The organism is Ruegeria sp. CH5 (genome assembly GCF_056537025.1).
In genome coordinates this window covers 1388768-1414116 of the sequence record NZ_JBQFQT010000001.1, presented here as the reverse complement: position 1 = coordinate 1414116, position 25349 = coordinate 1388768, and the positions used below count along the sequence as shown (strand labels likewise).

Genomic DNA, 25349 nt, shown 5'->3' with positions numbered 1-25349 from the left:
AATCGCCACTTTGATCGCCACTTTGATCGCTGCAATTCAGTGCTGATGTCGGTCGAATCTGGGTTTGGGTCTGGGGGAATACAGGGGCAACAAATCTGCGTGATGCATCTGGGGGCAACGCACGGGCAGGCCTGTCTCGCCGAGACCTGGATCTGCTGTGCAGTACCCGGTGCCACCGGAATCGCCCGTCAACGGTTCGCGACGCACTGCCGGATGTATTCCTCGATTTCGGCCGCGAGGAACCGCGATTCGACCGGGTCCATCCTGATCTTCTTGGGGAAGCCCGGCCGTTCGCGACACCAGCAGTCGATCGTGGTCCGGTCGCGCCGGAAAATTTCCGCCACTTCTTCGACGGTGAGCAGTTTGAGTTTCGGGTCGATAACCATCTGTAATCTCGCTTTGCTGTTGTCTGTGGTAACGAAAAATGTCGCGACTTGTCGGCATGCAATGGCGAGGACACGGTTATCCACATAAGAGTTCAGCTCTAGCTACCTTTCTTGGGCAACGCTGGTGCTCCGAGAAAAGAAACGTGAAATCAGACCTTGCCGCTCCATTTGTTTACGTCCTGGTCATTGCCAAACTTTGATACTTCAATGTCCAGCACACAGGATCATTCTTTTCTTGGGATGCCAAGCTCTGCCCAAAGCTCTTGTGGAACCGGTTCTTTTAGGTCCCATTGCACTTCGATCGGCTTCTCGCCTTCCCAGCCTGCGAACTTCGGTTGCCCGCAATAGATGAATGGGTTGACCTTCCCATTCACCTTGTTTCCGCGGCGGATGAACAAGTGCACTTCATGCCTCTCGGTGCCTTTGATGATTCGGCCATGCTTGCTGTCTTGCTTTGTCTGGTTCTGGCTAAACCATTTCAGACGGGATGGGCTAAGAAATGCGTTCTCATAGGTTAAATCTTGCGTGGAAACATTGGCCAGAAGAATCATAGTCTTCTTCTTTGGCAATGCCTTCATCCCGGTGCGCCATAGGTTCTGTTTGTATTCCTCGCCGAAGAGCTCGGCGATATCGGGTACTAAGTAGCGGTGCCAGAGCTCCAGGGATTTGGGTTTGCCGACAAAGGTTGCGGAGGCCTCAGCTGCCTCTCGGACGATAGGAGTTTCTGCCAGGCGCCACTCGACCAACTCGCGCACCAGCGGCTTTAGGTTTCCAGAAGCATCTGGTCGGGCCAGCCCGAGCCCTTCGGTGGTTTGGGCAATGTAAGGGTCCAGTGCGAGTTCGGAATGTCCCTCACTGGGCTGGCGGCCGGCAACGATGTCGCGCAATCCGACCAGTGCGGCATTGGAATAACGTTTGGGGCGTTCCAGGTCACGCAACAGGCGGCCGTGGGTTGCGAACGGCCGTTCTGGCAATTGGTCGCCCATATCGCGAACGAAATCGAGCCACCCGCCATGGCCGGATGCTCGTGGATCAAAGCCATTGCGGAAGACTTCGACGGCGGTTGGCCGGACACCGTTTCGATCGCGGAAATCGGCATAGAACGCTTCGAGCTCTGCCGCGCCCTCTTTGGGTCGCAGAAGGCTTTGCAGGATGTCTATCACTTCAAGTTCGTAAGTGACTTCGCAGCCCGGTGGCAGGTGGAATTCGCCAGCTTGCAGGGCCTCAAGCTTTGTCGAGATCGAGCGGTCGCCCGCGCCAGCCCGCAAGAGCGTGGCGACCTTAGTTAAAAAGCTTCGATGGTTCCCGATATAGTCGATGACCTGCAGCACTTTGCCTTCAACCCGGCGCAAGCCGCGGCCCAGCTGCTGAAGCCAGATGATCGCGCTTTCGGTGGGGCGGAGCATAAGGACTGTGCCGATTTCAGGCACGTCGACACCTTCGTTGAACATGTCGACAGCAAACAGGATGTCGATCTCGCCGCGGCCAAGTGCCGCCAGGGAGCTTGTGCGTGGTGCGGAGCTTGCGCCGGAGTGCACAGCCACGGCCCTCAGCCCAGCGTCGCGAAAGTAGTCCGCCATATAGTCGGCGTGCCGCATCGAACAGCAGAAGCCGATCGCCGGGCCTATGGCGCGCTTTTGGTATTGGTCCAACGCGTTCCGAGCTCGGGCTTCGGTGGCCAGGGCCGCATCCAAAGCGGTTGGATCGAACTGGCCGGATCGCCACGGAATCTGCGCATAGTCCACATCATCAGGTACACCAAAATAGTGAAACGGCGACAGTCGCCCTGCCTCGATCCCGCGAAAGAGGTCGCACTCATAGACGAGGTTTTCGCCGCAAAGGCCCAGCAGGTCTGCGCCATCGGTCCGGTCCGGGGTGGCGGTGAGGCCAAGGAGGAACCCGGGCGTGAAATGCTCTATCAGCTTTTGGTAGGTTCGAGCGGCGGCGTGGTGAAATTCATCGACCACGATGTATTCAAAGTGATCCCGGTCGAACTGCCGCAGGTGGCCAATGCGGCCAAGGGTTTGGACAGACGCAAAGAGGATATCGGCGTCGGCTTCTTTTGCGGTGCCCGTATAGCGCCCCAGCTTGGCGTCCGGCCGGACCTTTCGAAACGCTGCCATTGCCTGGGTCAGAATTTCGTCGCGATGGGCGACGAACAGAACGCGGTCGGCCCCCGCCTGGATGGTGTCGAAGGCCGCGAGCCAGGTCTTTCCCAACCCTGTCGCCAATACCACGAGCCCGGCGCGATGCCCGTTTGCCCGGCTTTGCGCGAGGGCGGCCAAGGCCTCTTGCTGTATCGCGTGCGGCTCTGGAGGAGGGCCTTCTTCAGCCACAACGCGTGCCGTGAATTCCGGCATGGGTCGAGCCCTGCGGCGCTTGGCGTAGGCATCGATCCAGCCCGCGGTCAGCGGTTTCACCTCTGGGCGCGCGAGAAGATCTTCAAATGCCGCAGCGACGCTGTCAGCGGCCTCCTCGGAATGCAGGTTCCATTCCACGCCGTCGGTCAGCGCCGATTTCGAGAGGTTGGAACTTCCGACAATGGCGGCCCCGCGCGCGTCAGAGGCCCGGAACAACCACGCCTTAGGGTGGAAACTCAGGCCCTGTGTCTCAAAGACGAAAACATCGGCGCCATCGAGGTCCAGCAGTCGGGCCAGGGCGGTCGGGTCGGTCGTGTCCAGATAGTCACCCACAACGATCCGAAGCCTACCTCCGCGCGTTAGCAGTTCGCGGAACCAAGGTTCAAGCAAGGCTACGCCGCTGTCCATCGCAAATGCAACCGCGAGGTCTACCGATTGCGCAGTGTCGAGGCGCTCGGCCAGCAAAGGCAATAGGGGATCTTGGCCGCCAGTCGCAAGGCGAGCGCCGGATGTCTCGCGCAAGTGGAAATGACCGTGATCCGAGGATGCCAAGAAGCCTGAGGCGCCCTTTCCGAGCGCCATGCCCACCTGGGCGAGCATGCTGCGTTGCTCGGGGGTGGTCAGATCTTCCCATGCCGGCACATGCCGAGGAGCGGGGATCAGCCCGGCCAAACGGTGCATGCAGATTGGACAGGTGAGGCGCGGGTCAGTCACACTCGTCTCAGTTGTTTTCCCTTTGCGGAAACATTTCTAGAGATTGACGAGATCTTGTCCAGGCGTCGCGACGCTGTTTAAGCAAATTCCCGAGACGAACCAACTTGCGATACTCCGCGCCGATGGACGGGTGTTTCACATTTGTTGCGTTGGGATCACCGCTTGGAGCCCACTGGTCAAACCGTCGAAAGCTACGATTGACCCAGAATTAATTGTTGCAAGGCGGTGTTCGTCGCCCGCGAGCAGGTCGGCGCAATACGTTAGGGTGTTGGTATTAGATAGAGGTTGATCCGCCACGGAGACATCAGCCTTAGTCGCCGGCGAAGGCCAATTGGGTAGCAATAGGCAGGCCGCCCGAGTTTTGCGGCCAATGACTTTTAAAGAAAACAAATATGGCTGAAGCGTTGGTTCTTTACCAACGCATCGAAATGAACATGACTAAAGGAAGTGTGGCCAATTGGCGTTTTTTGGAGATCGGTTTGAAGTCAGTTGTGCGTCGCGGCAACCAGAAGTTTGCGGGTCTCCAAAAAAAACAACAAGCCGGAGAGCAAGAAAACAATGATCAACCGGACTGACTAGAGCCTGCCAACTTCGGTCCCGCACCAAGTTGTCGAGTGATATTGTCCATCGGCTGTTGGTTGCAAATGGGGAGATCTGGAAAGCCTAAAATAATAAACTGGTCGCACCCCGCAAATCTGGCATGGCATCGGGACAACAATTTTGGTCAAATGGATGCGGAATGTTCTGCTCCTTGGGAATTCAAACTAACCTGCCAATATGAAGAACATATTTTCCCGCAGCATATCAAAGGCTCTTGGCCGTGGCAGACCGCGGCCGCATAATAATCCTGCAGCTATTTCGCCGGGAGCTGAAAGTGTTCAAATTCCGTGGGAACAATCCAAAATCCTGTCGCGCTGTCTATCTATTGATCTGGAGGTCGATCCCAAGTTAGCCCAAATATTCGCCTTTGCGGCCGTTCCGGATGCCGATGGAGAGGGTATAATTCATCGCAGCGGCGACCCGAGGGCCGCGCTTGAAAAGCTCGATTTATTTTGCGCCGGTTTCGCGCATGTCATTGGGCACAATATTCTGCGCCATGACCTGCCGCATCTCATGGCGGTCTCGCCGCGCTTCGCAAAGCTCGCGGACGGACCGATTGACACGCTTTGGCTCAACCCTTTGGCGTTCCCGCGCAATCCCTATCACCATCTGGTCAAGCACTACCGCGATGGGCGACTTCAAAGTGGTCACGTCAACGATCCCGAGCTTGACGCGCGTCTTGTGTTCGAGGTTCTTCGCAACCAGACCGACGCTTTCGTTTCGCTGAACTCATTGTCGCCAGAGACGATGGTGGCCTATCACTGGCTCTGCTGTCGAGGTCCCGGTAGCAACGGATTTGATCGTTTGTTCAGCGAGGTGCGCGGAGCGCCCATCCCGACGGAAGCGGAAGCGCACCGGGCCATTCAGGCGCTGCTAAAAGACATGGCATGCGGCGCGCAGGTGGATGTCCTGCTCGAGCGGCTCTCGGACACTGGGCTGGGCTGGCCGATGGCATATGCCCTTGCCTGGATTTCAGTCGCTGGTGGGGATTCTGTTATGCCACCTTGGGTGCGGGCGCAATTCCGTGACGCAGCACGGCTCGTCAAAGACTTGAGGGATACGAATTGCCGTGATCCGCAATGCGGCTATTGCGCAGAGCATAACGATCCCACCCGTGCGCTCGAACGCTGGTTCGGCTTTCCAAGTTTCCGCCCGGAACCAGCCGACAATGACGGACGCCCGCTTCAAGAAAAGATCGTGGCGGCGGCCATGGAAGGCGACAACCTGTTGGGCATCCTGCCGACGGGCACGGGTAAATCCATCTGTTATCAGATCCCCGCGCTGTCTCGGTTCGACAAGACCGGGGCCTTGACCGTCGTTATTTCGCCGCTTGTTGCGCTGATGGCAGACCAGGTTCAGGGCTTGGTGAGGGCCGGAGTATCTTCGGCGGTTACGATTAACGGGTTGTTGTCGTTGCCAGAGCGTCAGGATGCGCTCGACAAGGTGCGGCTTGGGGATGCTGCGATCCTTTTGATTTCGCCCGAACAACTGCGCAGCACTACAGTTAGGTCCGTTCTGGCACAGAGAGAGGTGGGGCTTTGGGTGCTGGACGAGGCGCACTGTGTGTCAAAATGGGGGCACGATTTCCGTCCCGACTATCGCTACGTTTCGCGGTTTATCAAGGAAAGCTCAGGCGACGAACCGGCTCAGGTGCTTTGCTTGACCGCAACTGCGAAGCCGGACGTCGTGCAGGACATCTGCCGTCATTTCAAAGAGAGGTTGGGGGCCGAACTGGCGTTGATCGACGGTGGCGCATCGCGGTCGAATCTGAGCTTCCAGGTGCTACCAACGCAGCGGGCTACCAAAATGACCGATATCCTCGACACGATCGAGGCCCAGCTTCCGCGCGAGGGCGTGTCTGGGGCAGTCGTCTACTGTGCTACCCGAAACGCTACCGAGCGCGTGGCAGAGTTCTTGAAACAACAGGGCATCGCCGCTGAACGTTATCACGCGGGCCTTAGCGCCGACGACAAGCGTGAAATTCAGGAGGACTTCCGAGTCGGCAATCTGCGCGTGATTGCAGCCACCAACGCCTTTGGGATGGGGGTCGACAAGCCTGACATCCGACTGGTGGTTCACGGAGACGTGCCGGGTTCGCTGGAAAACTACCTGCAAGAGGCGGGTCGCGCTGGGCGGGACCGCGAACCTGCAAACTGCGTCCTGTTGTTCAATACCGAAGATGTTGATCGTCAGTTCAGCCTCAGCGCGCGTTCTCGGCTCGCGCGGCATGAAGTCGGCGCGATCCTGAAGGCGCTTCGACGCCTTGATGCTCGGACCGGAAAAGGCGGTGAAATTGTCGCCACACCCGGCGAGATCGTTCATGAGGAGAAAGAGCGAGATTTCCAGCGGGACAGCAATACCGACGATACGCGGGTGAAGACGGCCGTCGCCTGGCTGGAAGAGGCACACCTTCTGAACCGCGAAGAAAACCGGGTGCAGGTGTTCCCCGCCTCACTCCGAATAAGAAGCATGAAGGAGGTCCGCCAAATCCTGGCATCCGCTGAGATAACCGATCGGCGGCGCGAGGATCTGGCCGCCATCGTGCAGCATATCATCAATGCGCCGCAGGAAGAGGGTATTTCCACGGACGAGCTCTGCGGCGTTAGTGGGCTAACGATGTCGAGTCTGCGCAAAGCCTTGGCGGACCTCGAGGCCCTCGGGATTGCAAAGGACGACACAAATATCACCATCTTCGTGCAAGTAGGTGTCGAGAATGCCTCGTCGAAGCGGTTCGAAGCGGCATCGCGATTAGAAGCTGACCTGATTGCAATCCTTAGAGAGCAAGCGCCGGACGCTGACATCAATGAGGCTGTGCCCTGCCATCTGGCCTCAGTAGCGCAGGCTCTGCGGGAGCGGGGACACGCCTCCGTGCGGCCCGATATTGTCGAGGGGTTGCTTCGTGGGATTGCGCAGGATGGCCGCGACATGGATGGCGGTAAAGGCAATATCGGCCTGCGCAAGGTGTCCAAAGGCAGTGTCATGGTGCGAATGCAAAGGTCATGGGCGGTAATCGAACAAACTGCTCATCTTCGCAGACAGGCGGCAGAGCGTTTGGTTTCATACTTGATCAACAGGGTTCAGGCTGGCCTGCGCGGCAAGGATGTTCCTGTCGAGACCACCCTTGGTGATCTACTTGCTGCGATCAACAGCGATGCGCTCTTACGGGGGGCTGTAAATGATCCAGCAAAGCTTATGGATCGGGCGCTTCTGTGGCTGCACGAACAGCAAGTGGTGACACTGGGCAAGGGATTGTCCGTGTTCCGCTCGGCCATGACGTTGCACATCAATCGGAAAGGCGGTGCTTTCACGACCCAGCATTTTGCGCCACTTGAAGATCATTACAACGAACAGACCGTTCAGACCCACGTAATGGCGGCTTATGCGAACAAAGGCATCGAAGACATCAATCAGGCCCAGCGACTCGCGCATGATTATTTTGCAATGGAACAGTCCGACTTCATGAAAGCTTGGATGCCGGGGAAAGTTTCGGAATTCAGGCGTCAGGCAACTCCACAGTCTTATGCAGAGATCGTCGACAATCTGGGGAATTCGACACAAGAGCAGATCGTGCGTGACGACCGCGAGCAGACAAATGTGCTTGTGCTCGCGGGGCCGGGATCAGGCAAGACACGCGTGCTGGTCCATCGTGTCGCCTACCTTGTCAGGATCAAACGCGAAGATCCAAACGGAATACTGGTGCTCGCGTACAATCGCCACGCGGCGGCCGAGATCCGGGAACGCTTGCGTCTGCTCATCGGCGAAGATGCTCGCTTCGTAACGGTCTTGACCATCCATGCTTTAGCCATGCGGTTGATAGGCGCGAGTTTCGCTGGACGAGCACCAGCTGATGAACCAGATTTCGAGACGCTTCTGGTCGATGCTGCGCGTCTCTTGCGTGGCGACGGGTTGGACAAAATCGAGGCCGAAGCCTTGCGAGAGACGTTGATCCAGGGGTTCCGCTGGATCCTTGTGGACGAATATCAAGACGTGGGGCCCGAGGAATATGCGTTGATCGCAGCGGTGGCTGGTCGCAGTATCGATGACCCAGATCAACGCATCAGCCTGTTCGCAGTTGGCGATGACGACCAAAATATCTATGCGTTCGCCGGTGCATCGGTGCGCCACATCCGGCAATTTGAACAAGATTATTCAGCAAAACCGGTCTTTCTTACGGACAATTACCGCTCGTCGAAAAACATAATTGGCGCAGCGAACGCCGTGATCGAAGGATCTCGGGAACGTATGAAAGCAGGGCATGGTATTTCAGTCGACAAATCCAGGCAAAAGGAACCGGCCGGTGGTATCATGGAAAGCCTCGATCCGGTTGCACAGGGCAGAGTCCAAATCCTTGGCTGCCCGGCCGGAAATGACGCTCAGGCCCTTGCGGCAATCAACGAATTGATCCGCCTGTCAAAACTGATCCCTGATTGGAGCTGGAAGGGGGCGGCAATCATTTCTCGTGATTGGCGCAAGCTTCTACCGGTTCGCGACTTTGCCGAGGCGCATAGTATTCCCGTCGAAATGGCGAACGAAAACTTGCCAAGTGTTTGGCGTACCCGTGAGATGCGGACGTTCATCGACGGCCTACACGAGTGGCGCGCAGCCCTGGTCAGCTTGACCGACCTTACCGAAATCCTGAACACGATACCCTCAAGCCGTTGGACAGACAGGATCGGCGAGGGGCTTGGCCAACTTGCGCGTGAAGTTGATGGCAAAGCACTCCCAATCCCTGACGTGATCGAATGGTTTGCTGAATGGTCGAAGGATTCATGGGGCGAGCAGCGTGGCCTTAAATTGTTGACAGCGCACCGCGCGAAAGGCCTCGAATTTGACGATGTCGTCATTCTGGATGGCGGTTGGGAACGGCCCTCGAGAAACGAAGATCAGGACGCGCCGAGGCGACTGTTCTATGTCGCTATGACACGTGCGCGGCGCAATTTGATCGTCATGAGCAACGACAATCACGAATACCTTCCCACCGAGTCGCCCGCCGTCATCACGCGGCAAGTGGTGCCCGACTTGTCGACAGTCCCCGGTCCGCGCCGGTTCTTTCAGTCGCCAGAAATGAAGATGGTCGACCTGTCATTCGCAGGGCGCCAAGGTGATCGGCACGTTGTTCATGACGCGATTGCTGAAGCGCAAGTTGGCGCGCCAGTCAGGCTCTCCCGTGTCGGAGATCGCTGGCAGATCGAGGATCATCACGGGCGGGTCCTTGGGCGGATGGCAAAAGCATTCGTACACCCGAAGGGTACGAAATTTGTCACCGGCGAGATTGCAGCCATCATACATTGGCGTAAGGAAGATGCCGATGAACGTTTTCATCACCTGATGAAACGCGCCAATTGGGAAGTCGTTGTGCCGGAATTGGTTTTTGAAGAGGTCAAGGAGGATGAATGAGTTGTCGGAAAGGATCCGAACAACACGAAGGGTAGCCAAGCAGTCGTTCGTTGCACTTGGGGCAAAGGACCGCTTAGGGCCGGTTAGAATTCCCGAATGAATTCAAGATTGGAAGATTCACTGATAGTAACTTGTATCTATTCGATACATGTTCGGCTTGCACGAGATAGTGACTGGACAACGCCATGACCAATTTGGCCGACAACGATCTACTCACGCTACAGCACGAAGTGCAGCAGTTGTTGGGGCGATGCCTGTTACGGCTCCAACACTATGAGCTGCTAATCAAAGCCATAGTGGCGCATCATAGGCTCTCAGGGCCGATTAATGACATGGAGCGTTCAAGGAGCGGGCGGGTTGGCGCCACGGCGCGTAAGACACTCGGCGCCTTGGTGGGCGATCTCCTGGGATCGTATGTCGTTGCTGGTGAGATCGAACCTCCTGAAGCGTCGCAGATCAGTCTTCCTGAAGGAGTCAATTCGTTCGTAATGCAGATGTCACTTAACCTATCAAGTGAAGATTTCGCTCGAGTAGAGCGTGATCTCAGAGACATGGTTCGTCTACGGAACAATTTGGTTCACCATTTCATCGAGCAGCACAATCTCCGAAGCCTGGATGGATGTCGCTGCGCTCAAGATGCATTGATTAGCGCAAACAACCGCATCGACCAAAACCTCAACCAGCTTCGTGAATGGGCTGGCACTATGGAAGAAATGCACAGGGTTCTCTCACTGATATTGCAATCAGAGGAGTTCAAAACAGAGTTTACCAACAGAGCTACCTCCAAAACGAAAGTAGGCTTTGACACGTCTGGAATTGTGTGCGCCTTGCGAAAGGCCTACTGTGCATTGGCTGTTGATGGATGGGCGCCTGTGGCTGAGGCTGGCAGATGGGTAGCCGAGCGGTACCCTGAGGAAAAACCTGCCAAATATGGATGTCAAAGTTGGCGAGAGGTTGTGCATAAGGCGCCCACTTTAGAGATTCGTTATCTTGAACTAAGAGGACACCGCACTCCTTGCTATCGAGAGTGTGATATCACCTTAGAATGGCGCTAAACTAAGTTGGCGGCGCATCAATGTTGCACTTTATCCGGCGAGCTTTCGGGGAAAGCCATATTGCCATATGTTGGACATAGTGGATACCGAATAAGATTCGCCTAGGATTCCCGGCGAACAAAAATCTGTGATTATCCTTTCCGCGAAACAAAATCGGGCAGCTCGCACGTTGAATGCCCGAAATACCCCGCACGCCAAAACTGCCAGAGTGTAACCAAGCTATCCATTGCGATTCCGCCACCAAAAAGAATTACTATTTTAACGAGATCAGGAACGAATTCACCCGCGAGGTACGCGACAAAGACCACTCCATAGTAAATCACACTGACGAACAGGGATTGGTAGAGCATCAGGTCAGTCCTTCCCATTCCGTACAAGTAGCTGTCCAGCACATGATTAAATGCGAAGACGACATAGAAACCCAATAAAACCAGCGCGAGGGAAACGACTTTTTCAGCTTCGTTCGACCCCATCGCGTTGCCAACGAACCAGTGCCATGCAGGGATCGTGACAAGCCAGAGGCCGACTATGATTACGGTTAGCCAGAAATACCCCGCTAAACGCTCACCGATCTTGCCGCGGTGATTTCCAACGTCTTGCCGGATCAATGTCCCGAGGGTTAGGACCGGCAACAAAAGCCAGCCCCAAATGAAGCTGTTGGTCACCCAGAACAGACCCGCTTCGTTGACCTCGTCTACCAGTTTCAGGATCATGAGTGAGAAGGCAAGGTTTCGGACGCCTGCCTCCAGGCCAGAACGGATCGCCACGCGCAACCAGTCCTTTTTCCACCCTTCGACGCGTCCAAGATGAGGAATGCCGAGAACTCCGGCTCGTGCGAGAATTGCGATGGACGGGACAAACAACAATGCACCAACCGCGATATTCGTTAGAGCGACGCCCTGAACCCCGAGGTCGAGCGAAAAATCAAATTGCCCCACGAAGAAGCTGTCAAAGAGCATAGTCAACATTGCTCGTGCTGCCACCAGAGCAATAAGAACACGCGACCATGACAAGGCGACAACGACGATGATGCAAATGTCATTCAGGACACCGACCATCATGCCTAACGCCTCGAGACGCACATATTCTGCCGTTTGCGCCTGAAGCTCAGGTTGCTGCGACATCGCGCGTGTCAACCAATCTGAGCCGAGCAGGATCGCGATTGTCAAAAATCCGTAGGAGATGAGAGCGACAAGAAAGGCATCGCCGGCTCTTTCACGTAGGGCTTCACGATCCGCAATGACTTTCCCAAAGACGTAATAGAGTGGCAGCAGAAGCGCTTCCTGAACCACTTCCTATGCAAGATTTAGCCATGCGGCTTGAGCCGCAATGCTGACGCTCCACGTATCCGGCAGACTGTTCAGGAAATATACTCGCACTGTTGAGTAAAGTGTTGGCAACAGGGCCGTAAGCACTAAAGCAAACCAAAGCCGATAGTCGATGCCTTTCAAAGGGGTCATTTAAAATTCCGTTGGTCCAAAAAAGGTTGGCTTGGGAATTCGCGCCAATTAGTAACTACGTCAACTAGTTATTCGGTGCACAGGTATTGTCTGTGCGTGCGTAGAGCAGGCAAAGATTCGGCAGACCTCTCGTGCTCAAAAAAGCCATCTTACCTCATGGTAGCGGGATGTGAGCAATCGAAAGCGCTGTCGATTTCTTGCAGATTGTGACACATTTGATTTTCGGGAGGCTTAGTCTCCCTCAATTTTCCAAGTTTTTCTGGAAAGGATGGCTGGGGTGGTAGGATTCGAACCTACGATACACGGTACCAAAAACCGCTGCCTTACCACTTGGCTACACCCCAACGGTGAGCGGCTATCTACGATTGTTGGTGACGGTGTTCAAGTGCTTTCCCGCAAAAAATCGAAACCCGCAAAAATTTTTTTGCGGGCGATCTATTTGGTCTCCAACAGCACCGCTCCGGTTCGGTTTCCGGCCTCGACCGCGCGGTGTGCGGCGGCGCATTCTTCCATCAAGTAGACCTTTTGGATTGGGCAGTTCAGCGCGCCATCGGTCAGCGCTTGGTGCAGGTTCGCGACCGCTTCGTTGCGCAGTTCGGCCGGCAGCAGATACACCAGAACCATTTCCAACGTCACCGATTTGAACATGAGCGGGTAAAACGGAAGCGTCGGCGTCATATTCTGGGCCGAGCCATACGCATTGATTCTTCCGCTTTCGGCGATAACTGCAACGTTGGTTTCGACGTTTTGGCCAAACTCCACATCGACGATGCGATCGACCGGACGCCCTTGATTGGCGTCCAGGATCTGTGCTGGCAAATCGGTCGCCGTGTAATCCAGTACCGCATCAGCTCCGGCCTTTGTCACACGTTCGAAGTTGCGTGGACTGGCTGTGGCCAGCACCTTTGCTCCGCCCCATTTGGCCAACTGGACGGCAAGATATCCGACCGTCCCTGCACCGCCGTGAACCAGCAGGGTTTTACCCGACACCGGGCCTCCGGAAAACACGGTGTGGCTGGCAGTCAGGCCGGGAATGCCAAGGACGGCACCGGTTTGCAGCGCGACCGTGTCGGGCAGGTGAACAGCCTGTTCCGAAGGTAGGGTGATTTGGGTTGCGGCCGTCCCGAACGCACGACCCCACTGGCCGTTCCAGATCCAGACCCTTTGACCCACCCGCGAGTCCGGAACCCCCGGTCCGACAGCCGAGATGACACCTGAACCGTCGCTGTGCGGCACGATCACCGGGAAAGGCGGTTTGGTGATCCCGGGCCGTGCCCCCGCACGTGCCTTCACGTCCGAAGGGTTCACTCCGGAATAAGCCAGCGCAACGGTCACTTCGCCCGGGCCCGGGTGTGTGTCCGGCAGTTCTTGAATGGACAGAACATCGGCGGCGGGTCCAAATGACTGGTAGGTGACGGCTTTCATGGCGGCTCCGGTTTGTCGCGTCGTGACGTTCACCCTATCGTCGCGGGCCAGGAATGCTAGCCTGTCAACAAACCATGGGAGATCAGACGATGAAGGCGTTGCGCACACCGGACGAACGGTTCCAAAATCTGCCCGACTATGATTTCGCACCCAACTACCTTGAGGTGGATGATACTGAAGGCGGCGCGTTGCGGGTCCATTATCTGGATGAGGGGCCGCGCGCGGCAGCTCCAGTACTGATGATGCACGGCGAGCCCAGTTGGTCTTATCTGTACCGTCACATGATCCCGCCAGTCGCCGCTGCAGGCCACCGGGTCATCGCTCCGGACCTTGTGGGTTTCGGTAGATCCGACAAACCCGTCGACCGCGACGACTATACCTATGCGCGGCATGTCTTCTGGATGGGTGAGGTCCTGCGTCAACTCGATCTGCAGGAAATCACCCTGGTCTGTCAGGATTGGGGCGGATTGATCGGGTTGCGCCTATGGGCCGAGATGCCGGACAGGTTCGCCCGGGTCGTTGTCGCCAACACGGCCTTGCCAACCGGGGACCAGCCCTTGGGCGAGGCGTTTGCTGCCTGGCGACAGTTCAGCCAGGAGGTGCCGGACTTCCGCGCCGGGCGCATCGTCTACGGCGGAACGGTTTCAAAGCTGACCGAGGCCGAGGTCGCCGCCTATGACGCGCCGTTCCCTGACGATCGTTACAAGGCCGGGGCACGACAGTTTCCGATGCTGGTGCCTGACCGCCCCGACGACCCCGAGTCGGAACCGAACCGCCAGGCTTGGAACGTTATCCGCGGTCTGCAAACTCCTGTCCTGACGGCTTTTGGCACTGAGGACAGGATCATGGCCGGGGTGGATGGGGTTTTTCAGAAGCTTTGTCCTGGTGCGGCGGGACAGAACCATGTTGTGCTGCCGAAAGCCGGTCACTTCCTTCAGGAGGACGTGCCCCAGGAACTTGCGGAAACGGTTCTGGCCTTCATCCGCGAGACGGCCTGAGCAGGGGTCTCACTCCCGGATTTCGTCGGGCTCCACGCCCCAAAGATTGCTTTTGAGGGTCCAGCCGCGATAGCCACCGGCCGAAATGCGGCACCAATCCACCGTGCAGGTGCCCAAGCGGGCCACGACGCCTGTTTCGAAATGAGCGTTGACCGGGGATTTGGGATCGGGGCTGGCATAGACCGGCAGCATGTCCGATTCAATCAGAACCGTGCGGACACCTGACAACAGAGCGTAGTGGACCCATCCGCCGGCCCCGTCGCGATCCTGAACCTTGCGCCAGTTGCCGTATTCGGCCGTCACCTGAAGTGGCATGCCACGGCGCTTGAAAACCCAGTCAACACGATGAGTCAGCGAAGGGCCGCGGCGTACGTTCGCCTCGGCCGCCTTCATCGACACGTAGCGCGGCAAAGGCAGGTTGGTCACCTGCCCACGTTTTTCCTGCGCATGCGCGATTGCGCCTGTCAGGAACAGAAGCGTTGTTAGAAATGCCAGAACCGGGCGTTTCGCCCTCAAGAAAGCACTCACTGCCTGCCCGCTGATTTGCCTGTCTGCCGTGTTTCAAAAAAGGTTGGGGCGATGCCCATGGGGTTCTTGTGCCCCGGCTGATCCTGCGCCACGATGCCATGACGCGCATCGGAATGCAAAGCGGTAGGAGGGCTGAAGTGCCAAGAGAACGTCTGAGTGTTGTTGTAACGCGACGGTTGCCCGAAGTGGTCGAGACACGTCTGAGCGAGTTGTTCGACGTCCGTTTGCGTGACACCGATACTCCGATGACGCGCGACGAGTTGGTCGAGGCGGTCAAACAAGCCGATGTGCTGGTCCCAACGATCACGGACACGATCGACGCGGGTATTTTGGGCCAGGCCGGAGAGCGGCTGAGGCTGATTGCGAATTATGGTGCCGGTGTCGACCATATCGATGTCGCGACGGCGCGTCAGCGCGGCATCCTGGTCTCGAACACGCCGGGTGTTCTGACCGACGATACCGCCGACATGACGATGGCGTTGATCCTTGCCGTAACCCGCCGGATTCCCGAGGGTCTGTCGGTTATGCAAAAGGGGGACTGGACCGGCTGGGCGCCGACGGCATTTCTTGGCGGGCGGATAGGAGGCCGGCGTCTGGGCATTCTGGGTATGGGGCGGATAGGACAGGCCGTCGCGCGCCGCGCCCGTGCCTTCGGAATGCAGGTCCACTACCACAACCGTCGCCGGTTGCGTCCCGAAATCGAACAGGATCTTGAGGCGACCTATTGGGAAAGCCTCGATCAGATGGTGGCGCGTATGGACGTGATCTCGATCAACTGCCCATCAACGCCGTCGTCATTTCATCTGATGAACGCGCGACGTCTTAAGCTGATGAAGCCGACGGCGGTCATCGTGAACACGTCGCGGGGCGAGGTGTTGGACGAAAACGCGTTGACGCGGATGATCCGGGCGGGCGAGATCGCCGGGGCCGGGCTGGACGTCTACGAGCACGGAACCGACGTGAACCCTCGACTTCGGCAGTTGCCGAATGTCGTGCTGCTGCCGCATATGGGGTCGGCGACGCTCGAGGGGCGCATCGAGATGGGCGAAAAGGTCATCATCAATATCAAGACGTTTGAAGACGGGCACCGGCCGCCCGATCAGGTCGTTCCCGCGATGCTGTAAGAAAACGCCAAGGCATACGATTTCCTGCTGTTTGGAAGGCAGAGCTTCGCCGTCTTTGGGGGTCGTCCCCGCACATGGTTGCGGGGCAGCACGGTGGCGTGCACTGTCAGATTCAGTATTTGGATAAGGAGGTTTTTTATGTGCTCCAATTGGTTCCCTACTGTTGTGGCCTGCGCGCTGACCCTGGCGAGTCCAGTGTTTGCCCAGCAAACCGCCGATGAGGTCGCGCCCGAGGGTGCATCCGACGGCCAGGTTCAGGCCTTGACCGACGAGGTGATCGCCGCGCTGAAGGCCAAGGCCGACGGCGTGCCTGTCAAAGCTGAAACCTGGATGGTTGCGGCGGCCAACCCGCTGGCCGTCGAAGCGGGTGCCAAGGTTCTGGCAGCAGGTGGAACGGCAGCGGATGCAATGATCGCCGTTCAGGTTGTCTTGGGCCTGGTCGAACCGCAGTCCTCGGGATTGGGCGGGGGCGCCTTTCTGGTCTGGTACAACGCGGCCAGCGGACGCCTGACCACCTTGGATGGGCGAGAAACCGCGCCGAGAGAGGCAAGCCCGACCCTGTTTCTGGACGAAAGCGGCGAGCCGCTCAAATTTTTTGACGCGGTTGTTGGCGGGCTTTCGGTCGGGACACCCGGCACGCCTGCATTGTTGGAGGAAGCCCATCGGCGCTGGGGGCGCAGCCCCTGGCCCGGTCTGTTCGAGGATGGTATCCGCCTGGCTGACGAGGGGTTTGTCGTTTCGCCGCGGCTGGCGGGCTTGATTCAGGCCGACGCTGAACGTCTGGCACGCTTCCCTGACACGGCCAACTACTTCCTGCCGGACGGCGAGCCGCTGGCCCAGGGTCAGCGCCTCACCAACCCAGACTATGCCGAAACCCTGCGCGTTCTGGCGTCCGAAGGGGCTGCGGGCTTTTATGGAGGAGAGATCGCGGCGGACATCGTGCGGACTGTCCGAAACGCTCCGGGCAACCCGGGGGTTCTGTCCGGAGTTGATCTGGCGTTGTATCAGGTGATCGAGCGCGAGCCGATCTGTGCCACCTATCGCAGCTATGAAGTCTGCGGGATGGGTCCGCCGTCCTCGGGTGCGCTGACGGTTGGGCAGATCCTTGGCATTCTCGACAATTACGATTTGGCGGCGATGGGTCCCGAAAGCGCCGAAGCGTGGCGGCTGATCGGCGATGCCTCGCGCCTGGCCTTCGCGGATCGCGGTCGCTACATGGCCGACAGTGATTTCATTCCGATGCCGACGCAGGGCCTGATCGATCCGGGCTATCTGGCCGAGCGTGCCGCGTTGCTGAATGACGCTGGGGCGTTGACCGAGGTTGCGCCGGGAAATCCTGAGTTTGACCACGCGCTGAACTGGGCAGACGATGCGTCGATCGAGCTGCCGTCGACGTCCCATATTTCGATCGTGGACGCCTATGGAAACGTGCTTTCGATGACCACGACAATCGAGAACGGTTTTGGTTCGCGTCTGATGACCAACGGCTTTCTGCTGAACAACGAACTGACCGACTTTTCCTTCCGGACCCACAGGGACGGGGTTCCGATTGCCAACCGGATCGAACCGGGCAAACGCCCCCGTTCCTCAATGAGTCCGACGATTGTCATGCAGGACGGGTCTCCGGTTCTGGCGATCGGGTCTCCGGGTGGCAGCCGGATCATCGGTTATGTTGCAAAATCAATCATTGCCTGGGCGGACTGGGGTATGGACGTCCAGCAGGCGGTCGCCCTTCCTCATCTGGTGAACCGTTTCGGGACCTATGATGTCGAAGTCGGCACAAGCGCCGAAGGCTTTGCGGACATGTTGGGCGAGCTGGGCTTTGAAGTGAACGCGCGGGATCTGACCTCGGGCCTTCATGCCATCGAAATCCGCGACGGTCTGCACGGCGGAGCTGATCCCCGTCGAGAAGGGATCGCACTGGGCGAGTGATCACGTCGCAGCGATGGGTATTGCCCCTGTGGCGTGGGCCTTCTAGTCATTGTCTGGGCCTGCGCCACTGCACCAAGGGAGGGTTGCCATGGTTGAAGCGACAGCATTGTTCCGCAATGCGGCGGGGATCGACACCGCCATCAGCATTCTGAAACAGCGGTTCGGGGACCGGTTGCAGACCGGCGCCTCGGTCCGCGAGCAGCACGGACACACCACGACCTGGATCGAAAACCAAAGCCCGGATGCGGTGGTCTTTCCCAATTCGACCGAAGAGGTCTCGGACATCGTCAAGACCTGTGCGGCGCACAAGGTTCCCGTGATCCCTTTCGGCACCGGAACGTCGCTGGAAGGTCACGTAAACGCGCCGGCCGGCGGCGTTTGCATCGATCTTGGCGAGATGAACCGGGTCTTGGCCGTGAACGAAGGTGATCTGGATTGCGTCGTGCAGCCCGGGGTCACCCGCGAGGACTTGAATACCCATCTGCGCGACAAGGGGCTGTTCTTTCCGATTGATCCCGGAGCCAATGCCTCATTGGGCGGGATGGCGGCGACCCGAGCGTCCGGTACCAATGCGGTTCGCTATGGAACGATGAAGGACAATGTCCTGAGCCTCGAGGCGGTTATGCCCGATGGCAAAATTATCCGTACCGGTCACCGGGCCAAAAAATCTTCGGCAGGCTACGATCTCACCCGCTTGCTTGTCGGTGCCGAGGGCACGCTGGGCATCATTACCGAACTGACTCTGAAACTGCACGGCATCCCCGAGGCGATCACCTCGGCCCGGTGTTCTTTCCCGACGGTGGATGCGGCCTGTCAGGCCGTGATGACGACCATTCAATTCGGCGTTCCGGTTGCCCGGATCGAACTGCTGGACGCGATGTCGGTCAAGGCGGCCAACGCGTATTCCGGGCTGAAGCTGCCGGAAACGCCGTTGCTTCTGCTCGAGTTTCATGGCTCGGAGGCCGGCGCAGCGGAGCAGGCCGAAACCTTTGGCGAAATCGCCGAGGATTTTGGCGGCACCGGCTTTGTCGCTACGGCCAGCACGGAAGAAAGGTCCAAGCTCTGGCAGGCGCGGCACGACATGTATTGGGCGTCCCTCCAGCTTCGGCCCGGAGCGCGTGGAATCTCGACGGATGTCTGCGTCCCGATCTCGCGCTTGGCCGAATGCGTCACCATGGCTCAGGACAAGGCAGCCGAGTTGGACCTGCTGGCCCCGGTCGTCGGTCATGTCGGGGACGGAAACTTCCACACGCTGGTGCTGATCGACATGGACGATGCCGACGAAGTGGCGCGGGCCAGTCAGTTTGTCGGATGGCTCAATGATCTGGCGATCTCGATGGACGGGACCTGCACGGGTGAGCATGGAATCGGGCAGGGCAAGAAACCGTATCTGGTCCGGGAACTTGGGGATGCGACCCGGTACATGGCGGCGATCAAGGCCGCGCTGGATCCTGACAACATCATGAACCCCGGCAAGATCGTCTGACCAGGCCGGGAAAGCGCACGCAACCATCGGCTGTTGGTGTATGCCTGTTCGCGGATTCGCGTCCCAACGTGTACGGCAGGTCGGTTTTGCACCGTTTTGCGTCGGATGGACTTGGCGCTGATTGGTCTCGTTCGGCATAAACCTTGCCAAACAGACTCAATCCGGAGAGCGGGCGTATGAAAACCCAAGTCAAAGCACTGGTCGTTGGCGGTGGCGCCGTTGGGACCTCGATAGCCTATCACCTGGCCAAGGCGGGCTGGGATGATGTCATGCTGATCGAGAGGGACGAGTTGACCTCGGGCTCGACCTGGCACGCTGCGGGTCTGCTTCCGCTGTTCAACATGTCCTATGCGACAACCCATATCCACAAATACTCGGTGGATTTCTACAAGACGCTGGAAGAGGAAACCGGCCTGAATGCGGGGTTCGCGGTGGTCGGAAACCTGCGCATGGCGCAGACGCAGGACCGCATGGATGAGTTCATGCTCTATGCCTCGACTGCGGAGACCTGCGACGTCAAATATGAATGGTTGACGCCCGAGCAGATCAAGGAGCGCTGGCCGCTGATCGAAACCTCGGATCTGAAGGGCGCGCTTTACCATACCGAGGACGGTTACATCAATCCGGCCGACGTGACCCAGGCGATGGCCAAGGGTGCCCGCCAGCGCGGTGTCGAGATCGTGCGCAAGATGCAGGCCGATGCGTTCCATTGGAACGGAACCCATTGGGAAGTCACCTGCACCAAGATGGTCGAAAAGGGCGGCAACCTTGTCCCCAGCGACGAGCAGGTGGTCATCACCGCCGAGCACGTGGTGACCGCTTCGGGAAACCATGCCCAGCGTACCGCCAAGCTGCTGGGCATCAAGATGCCCGCGATCCCGGTCGAGCATACCTTCATTGTCATGGACAAGGATCCGGAACTGGTGAAATGGCGTGAAGCCGGCAATCCGGAACACCCGGTCGTGCGCGACGCCGACAACGAATCCTACGCACGTGAGGAGCGCGGCGGCTGGATCCTCGGCATCTACGAGCACGGTGCCCCGGCACGCTTCGAATACGGTGTGCCCGACAGTTTCCGCGCTGACCTGTTCCCTCTGGATCTGGACCGGATCGCCGATCAGTACATGGCCATGGCCGAGCGTGTCCCGTCCTGTGCCGAGTCCGGCCTGAAGGACGATTTCAACGGTCCCATCTGCTATACGCCTGATGGCAACCCGCTGGTCGGCCCGGCGCCGGGCCTGCGAAATATGTGGCTGGCCGAAGGGTTCAGCTTTGGCATCACCGCCGCCGGCGGCACCGGCTATTATCTGGCGCAGATGATGGTCGATGGCGAAGCCGAGATCGACATGGCTTCGCTGGACCCCAAACGCTATTCGTCCAACTGGATGACCACCGAATTCGCCGCGCGCAAGAATGAAGAGTGCTACGAGCACGTCTACATTCTGCACCACCCGGACGAAGAGCGCGAGGCCTGCCGTCCGCTGCGCACCGTTCCGGCTTATGATCGTCAGAAAGCCCGTGGCGCGCAGTTTGGGTGGGTTAACGGTTGGGAACGCCCCAACTATTTTGGCCCGGTCGATGCCTCCGACAACTTCGACAAGGAAAGCCGCAGTTTCCGCCGTGGTGGATGGTGGCAGTATGCCGTCGAAGAAGCCAATGCGATCCGCAACGGTGTCGGCCTGATCGACGCGTCAGCCTTCACCAAGCATGTCGTCAAGGGCCCCGGCGCCACGCAGTTCCTCGACTGGTTCACCTGCAACAAGCTGCCCAAGGTCGGCCGCATCAACCTGACCTATGCGCTGACAGACCACGGCACCACCCGCACCGAATACACCATCGTGCGGCTGAAAGAGAACGAGTACTACCTCGTCTCGGCCGGTGCCTGGACCGAGTATGACGCCGACTTCCTGCGCAAGGCGGCCGAGGACAAGATAGACGAGTTCGGCTACATCGAGATCCAGGACGTGACCACCCAGTGGGGCGTCTTTGCCATCGCCGGACCGAAATCGCGCGATGTGCTGAGAGAGGTCATCAAGGACGCCGAGCCGGAAACCGCCCTGTCGAACAAGCGCTTCCCGTGGCTGTCGGCACGTCAGATCGAACTGGGCATGTGCCCGGTCAACGCGATCCGCGTGGCCTATACCGGCGAGCTGGGCTGGGAACTGCATCATCCGATTGAGATGCAGAACTACTTGTTCGACCTTCTGGAGACGGCCGGCGAGAAGCACGGCATGAAGCTGGTAGGTGCCCGCGCCCAGAACTGGCTGCGGCAGGAGAAATCCTATCGCGCCTTCGGCACCGAACTGGGCCGCGACGCCACCCCGCTCGAGGCCGACCTGCCGCGTTTCGTCGATCTGGACAAGGAGTTCCACGGCAAGGACAAGCTGATCGAAACCGGCGTACGGGTGAAATGCTGTACCCTGCTGATCGACGGGCCCGAGGATGCCGACCCGTGGGGCCGCGAGGCGCTGTATACGCCCGAAGGTGAGCGCGTGGGGCGTCTGACCTCGGGCGGGTATTCGGTTGCTTTTGAGAAATCCATCGGCATGGGCTATGTAAAGCCCGCACTGGCCGTGGAAGGAACCAAACTGAAGGTCAAAATGCTGGACCAGCTGTGGGATGCGGTCGTGACGTGCGACAGCCCCTATGACCCCAAGAACGAGACCATCCGCAAGGACGGTTGATCGGACAGAGGCCCCGGACAACTCCGGGGCCTTTATTTGGCTATGCGCTGAGTTCGTCGAAGCACTCCAGCGCCTTGGCTGCGTACATCATCGACGGACCGCCACCCATCTGGATCGCCATGGCCAGAACGTCCGAGAATTCCTCACGCGAAGCGCCGGCCTTGACCAGTGTTTCGGTGTGCAACGAAATGCAGGGTTCGCACCGTACTGCGATGGACATGCCCAAGGCGATGAACTCCTTGGTCTTGAAGTCCAGTGCTCCGCCTTCCTTGACCGATTTCCCGAGCGCGCCGAAAGCGCGGGCGGTATCTGGTATGGCTCCGTTCAGGTTGCGCAATCCGCTGCGCGTTTCAGCAAGCTTGTCTGACCAGGTCATGTCTTGTGCCTCTTTTACATATTACATCTTGCATATGTATCAGCGGCGTCGGAACGGCTTTGATCTTGATCAGATCGAGGGCTTTTCTGCGACAAAAGCCAGATTGTTCGCAGGCATTGGAACCACTCCGAAAACCCGCAGCCCTGTGCTTTCCAGATAGTTGCTGATCTGGCTGTCGTCCTTGTAGCCTATCTCGGGGTCTCGCCGGGTCAGGTCGGCATGAAAGCGTCGGTCGCCGTCGCTGATCAGCTTGCCCTGGCGCATGAACGGTCCGTAGAGAACGAACCGCCCCCCGGGGCCAAGGGCCAATGCGGCCTCGGACAGAACATTCCGGGCTTCTTTCCAGCTGATCAAATGCAGGAGGTTGATCAGAATGATAAGGTTCTGGTTGCCAAAGTTGTGGTGCCACCCGGGCAGGGTTGCGTCCAGCTCGACGGCGGGAATGATGTTTGGCAGGTCCTCCCCATAGGCGTCGATGCTGGCCCGGCGGGCGGGATCGATCTCGCTCGGCTGCCAAGTGAGGTCGGGAAAGATACGGGCAAATGCGGCGACGTGTTGGCCCGTGCCGCTGGCCAGTTCCAATGCGTTTCCAGTTGCGATGGGCATCTCGGCCAGCAACGCGCACAGGGCGTCCGTATTTCGGCTGGCCGCAGGGGCGATCATCTTCGCGCCGTCACCCTGAGAGGCGACGCTTGCCGTCGGAGGCAGTTTCCGCCCGCCCATCAGCGTAACCGGGACACGGTAAGCGCGGAGACCATCGCAGCATCCAACTCGGGCGCGCGGCCAAGCGCAAGATCCGCAACCAATCGCGATGCTGCCGGTGCGGTTTGAAACCCGTACCCTCCCTGACCGGCAGACCAGACAAAAGTTTCATCCGACGGGTCGGGGCCCAGAACAAGCGTGCCATCCGGGGCAAAGCTGCGCAGCCCGGCCCAATTGGTCTCGACACGGGTGACCGGGCTGGTCACCATTTCTTCGTATCGGGCTAGGCCCTCGGCCAGCACCATATCGTCGGCATAGGCGTCATGCGGTTCGACCGGGTCGGCCTCGGACGGTGACACCAATAGCTTGCCGGCATCCGGTTTGGCGTACCAGGTCTCACCCGCGCCCAGCATCATCGGCCAATTTTTCACCTCATTGCCCCCGGGTGCTGGCAGTCGGGCCATGGAACGGCGGCGCGGCGTGATCCCGATCGGTGCGATCCCGGCCATCCTAGCGACCTCGTCCGCCCAGGCGCCAGCGGCATTGACGATAGAGCGCGCTTGAAAGACCTCGGCCGCTTCCACCAGCCAATGGCCGTCCTTGCGGATTCGCACCACTTTCTGGCGGGTCAGTACCGATCCTGCGTTGGCGCGAATGGTGCGGGCGAAATCCTGCAGCACGCGGTCGGTGTCGATGTCGTAAGCGCCCTCACTCAGCGCCGCGTATGCGACGGTTTCCGGGTTCAGGACCGGAACATGGACCATCGCATCGGCGACTGAGATTTCTGTCATTCCCAGCTCGCTCAGGTCTTTGCGGAACTGCTCGGCCTGATCACTTTTGGCCACCAGCATCAACCCGCGCGGGGTCAGATAGTCGTTCGTAAAAAAGAACTCGGCGCTGGCCTTGTTCAGAGCCACGACCGAAGGTGGGCCATAACCTTCTTCGAACAATGCCGCCGATCGCCCCGAGGCGTGATAGCCCAGCGCGTCCTCGGCCTCGAGTACGGCTACCGTCCCATGCTCGGACAGACGCGCGCCGGCGCTGAGGCCGGCAATGCCGCCGCCGATGATCAGAAAATCAATCACTGGACCTCCTCCAGCCGGTCCGTCGCCGGTGGCGGTGTCTGGCTGAGCGCCGTGATGCGGGCATAGAGCTCGGCCGGTAGGTCGAACGTTAGAGCAGCGAGCGACGGCGCCAGCTGTTCGGCAGATCTGGCCGATATGATCGGCGACGGGGCAAACGGGCTGGCGGCAACCCAAGCGACGGCAAGCGTCGCCGGATCCACACCGGTCTGATGCCCCAAGAGGGCCAACTCGGCAGCTGTTTCGGCCATCCATTCAGCCCCATAGCGGCTGGCGTATCGGTCATCTTCGGACAGTCGGCCGACTGCACTGCCATCGGTGTACTTTCCGGTCAGCAACCCGCCACCCAGCGGCGAGTAAGCAAAAACCGAGATACCTTGATCCGCACACATCGGCAGGATCTCGACCTCGGCCTGCCGCTTGACGAGGTTGTACATCGGTTGCAGCGCGTCGATTGTCAGGTCGAAATCTGCGGCGACGCGTACGGCTTTCATCACTTGCCAGGCGGCAAAATTAGACAGGCCGACATAGCGGATCTTGCCCGCGTCTTTGAGCTGGGCAAAACACTCCATCGTTTCGGCAAGATCGGTGTCCGGATCGAACCGGTGCAGGTACAGCAGGTCGACCATGTCCTGATCCAGACGTTTGCGGGACATGTCGAACTGCGCACGGATGTTGGCCGCGCCGGCGCCGCCTGTGTAGCCCGCTTTGGTGGCGATCGTCAGTTGCTCGCGCTGAGACGCGATCATCTGGCCCAGCAAGGTTTCCGACGCACCGTCGGCATAGACATAAGCCGTATCGAAATGCGTGATGCCGGCCGCGCGACAGGCGTCGAACATGGCCCGGCTTTGTTCGGCATCGGCGCGGCCCCCGAACTGCATCGTGCCAAAAGTGAAACGGCCAATGTCAGTGCCGTCGGGATTGGAAAGCCTGAGTGTCATGAGAGTGCCTGAAATGAGCCCGACAAACGGGGGACTTTGATCAATTGTCGTCCCAAGTTTTAATCAGGGTTGAATTTGAGCATCAACCCTTCCAAACAT

Annotated in this window: 17 protein-coding genes and 1 tRNA gene; 8 read left to right on the top strand and 10 right to left on the bottom strand. The window is 58.8% G+C overall.

All coding sequences use genetic code 11. The features are described from left to right. Positions 1-188 precede the first annotated feature (188 nt). Both ACR0JC_RS06965 and ACR0JC_RS06960 read right to left on the bottom strand, forming a co-directional pair. Positions 189-386: a helix-turn-helix transcriptional regulator gene (locus tag ACR0JC_RS06965; RefSeq protein ID WP_170337754.1), complete on the bottom strand. Its 198-nt coding sequence runs from the start codon at positions 384-386 to the stop codon at positions 189-191. Positions 387-610: 224 nt separating this feature from the next. After that, the gene (locus ACR0JC_RS06960) at positions 611-3427 is read right to left on the bottom strand and encodes a DUF3427 domain-containing protein (RefSeq protein ID WP_170337756.1); all 2817 of its coding nucleotides are present in this window, start codon (positions 3425-3427) and stop codon (positions 611-613) included. A gap of 425 nt (positions 3428-3852) precedes the next feature. Here ACR0JC_RS06960 and ACR0JC_RS06955 point away from each other — a divergent pair, with 425 nt between their 5' ends. From ACR0JC_RS06955 to ACR0JC_RS06945, 3 genes are all read left to right on the top strand, one after another. After that, a complete protein-coding gene (locus ACR0JC_RS06955; RefSeq protein ID WP_170337758.1) occupies positions 3853-4035 on the top strand; it encodes a hypothetical protein in 183 nt (60 codons plus the stop codon). 307 nt (positions 4036-4342) lie between these two features. Next, positions 4343-9457 (top strand): RecQ family ATP-dependent DNA helicase, encoded by a 5115-nt coding sequence (locus tag ACR0JC_RS06950; RefSeq protein WP_170339977.1) that lies wholly within the window; start codon positions 4343-4345, stop codon positions 9455-9457. A gap of 185 nt (positions 9458-9642) precedes the next feature. Beyond that, the gene (locus ACR0JC_RS06945; RefSeq protein ID WP_170337766.1) at positions 9643-10512 is read left to right on the top strand and encodes an OST-HTH/LOTUS domain-containing protein; all 870 of its coding nucleotides are present in this window, start codon (positions 9643-9645) and stop codon (positions 10510-10512) included. Positions 10513-10643: 131 nt separating this feature from the next. On the opposite strand, the gene ACR0JC_RS06940 is transcribed toward ACR0JC_RS06945, so the two are convergent. The 3 genes from ACR0JC_RS06940 to ACR0JC_RS06930 all read right to left on the bottom strand — a co-directional run bounded on the left by ACR0JC_RS06940 (position 10644) and on the right by ACR0JC_RS06930 (position 13397). Continuing rightward, a complete protein-coding gene (locus ACR0JC_RS06940) occupies positions 10644-11804 on the bottom strand; it encodes an MATE family Na+-driven efflux transporter (RefSeq protein ID WP_480763575.1) in 1161 nt (386 codons plus the stop codon). 437 nt (positions 11805-12241) lie between these two features. Beyond that, positions 12242-12316, bottom strand: a tRNA-Gln gene (locus ACR0JC_RS06935). Positions 12317-12407: 91 nt separating this feature from the next. After that, positions 12408-13397 carry an NADPH:quinone reductase gene (locus tag ACR0JC_RS06930; protein ID WP_170337770.1) on the bottom strand — a complete coding sequence of 330 codons (990 nt, stop codon included), beginning with the start codon at positions 13395-13397 and terminating at the stop codon, positions 12408-12410. Positions 13398-13471: 74 nt separating this feature from the next. On the opposite strand from ACR0JC_RS06930, the gene ACR0JC_RS06925 reads away from it, so the two are divergent. After that, the gene (locus tag ACR0JC_RS06925; protein WP_217357408.1) at positions 13472-14395 is read left to right on the top strand and encodes a haloalkane dehalogenase; all 924 of its coding nucleotides are present in this window, start codon (positions 13472-13474) and stop codon (positions 14393-14395) included. 9 nt (positions 14396-14404) lie between these two features. Here ACR0JC_RS06925 and ACR0JC_RS06920 read toward each other — a convergent pair whose 3' ends face one another. Next, a complete protein-coding gene (locus ACR0JC_RS06920; protein WP_244952386.1) occupies positions 14405-14869 on the bottom strand; it encodes an SH3 domain-containing protein in 465 nt (154 codons plus the stop codon). A 191-nt stretch (positions 14870-15060) separates the two neighbouring features. On the opposite strand from ACR0JC_RS06920, the gene ACR0JC_RS06915 reads away from it, so the two are divergent. From ACR0JC_RS06915 to ACR0JC_RS06900, 4 genes are all read left to right on the top strand, one after another. Further along, entirely contained in the window at positions 15061-16047 is a 987-nt protein-coding gene (locus ACR0JC_RS06915; protein ID WP_170339979.1) for a 2-hydroxyacid dehydrogenase, read from the top strand. 138 nt (positions 16048-16185) lie between these two features. Continuing rightward, a complete protein-coding gene (gene ggt, locus ACR0JC_RS06910; RefSeq protein ID WP_170337774.1) occupies positions 16186-17979 on the top strand; it encodes a gamma-glutamyltransferase in 1794 nt (597 codons plus the stop codon). A gap of 88 nt (positions 17980-18067) precedes the next feature. Further along, entirely contained in the window at positions 18068-19465 is a 1398-nt protein-coding gene (locus ACR0JC_RS06905; protein WP_170337776.1) for an FAD-binding oxidoreductase, read from the top strand. 176 nt (positions 19466-19641) lie between these two features. Continuing rightward, positions 19642-22149: a GcvT family protein gene (locus ACR0JC_RS06900; protein ID WP_170337778.1), complete on the top strand. Its 2508-nt coding sequence runs from the start codon at positions 19642-19644 to the stop codon at positions 22147-22149. A gap of 40 nt (positions 22150-22189) precedes the next feature. Here the strand turns inward: ACR0JC_RS06900 and ACR0JC_RS06895 are convergent, their stop codons facing one another. The 4 genes from ACR0JC_RS06895 to ACR0JC_RS06880 all read right to left on the bottom strand — a co-directional run bounded on the left by ACR0JC_RS06895 (position 22190) and on the right by ACR0JC_RS06880 (position 25250). Further along, the gene (locus ACR0JC_RS06895) at positions 22190-22525 is read right to left on the bottom strand and encodes a carboxymuconolactone decarboxylase family protein (RefSeq protein ID WP_170337780.1); all 336 of its coding nucleotides are present in this window, start codon (positions 22523-22525) and stop codon (positions 22190-22192) included. Positions 22526-22594: 69 nt separating this feature from the next. After that, a complete protein-coding gene (locus ACR0JC_RS06890) occupies positions 22595-23248 on the bottom strand; it encodes a DUF938 domain-containing protein (protein WP_170337782.1) in 654 nt (217 codons plus the stop codon). Further along, complete coding sequence (locus tag ACR0JC_RS06885) at positions 23248-24312, bottom strand: NAD(P)/FAD-dependent oxidoreductase (protein WP_367647262.1); 1065 nt, start codon at positions 24310-24312, stop codon at positions 23248-23250. The genes ACR0JC_RS06890 and ACR0JC_RS06885 overlap by 1 nt, the downstream gene beginning before the upstream one ends. Next, the gene (locus tag ACR0JC_RS06880; protein WP_254430687.1) at positions 24309-25250 is read right to left on the bottom strand and encodes an aldo/keto reductase; all 942 of its coding nucleotides are present in this window, start codon (positions 25248-25250) and stop codon (positions 24309-24311) included. Before ACR0JC_RS06880 ends, ACR0JC_RS06885 begins: the two co-directional genes overlap by 4 nt. Positions 25251-25349 lie beyond the last annotated feature (99 nt).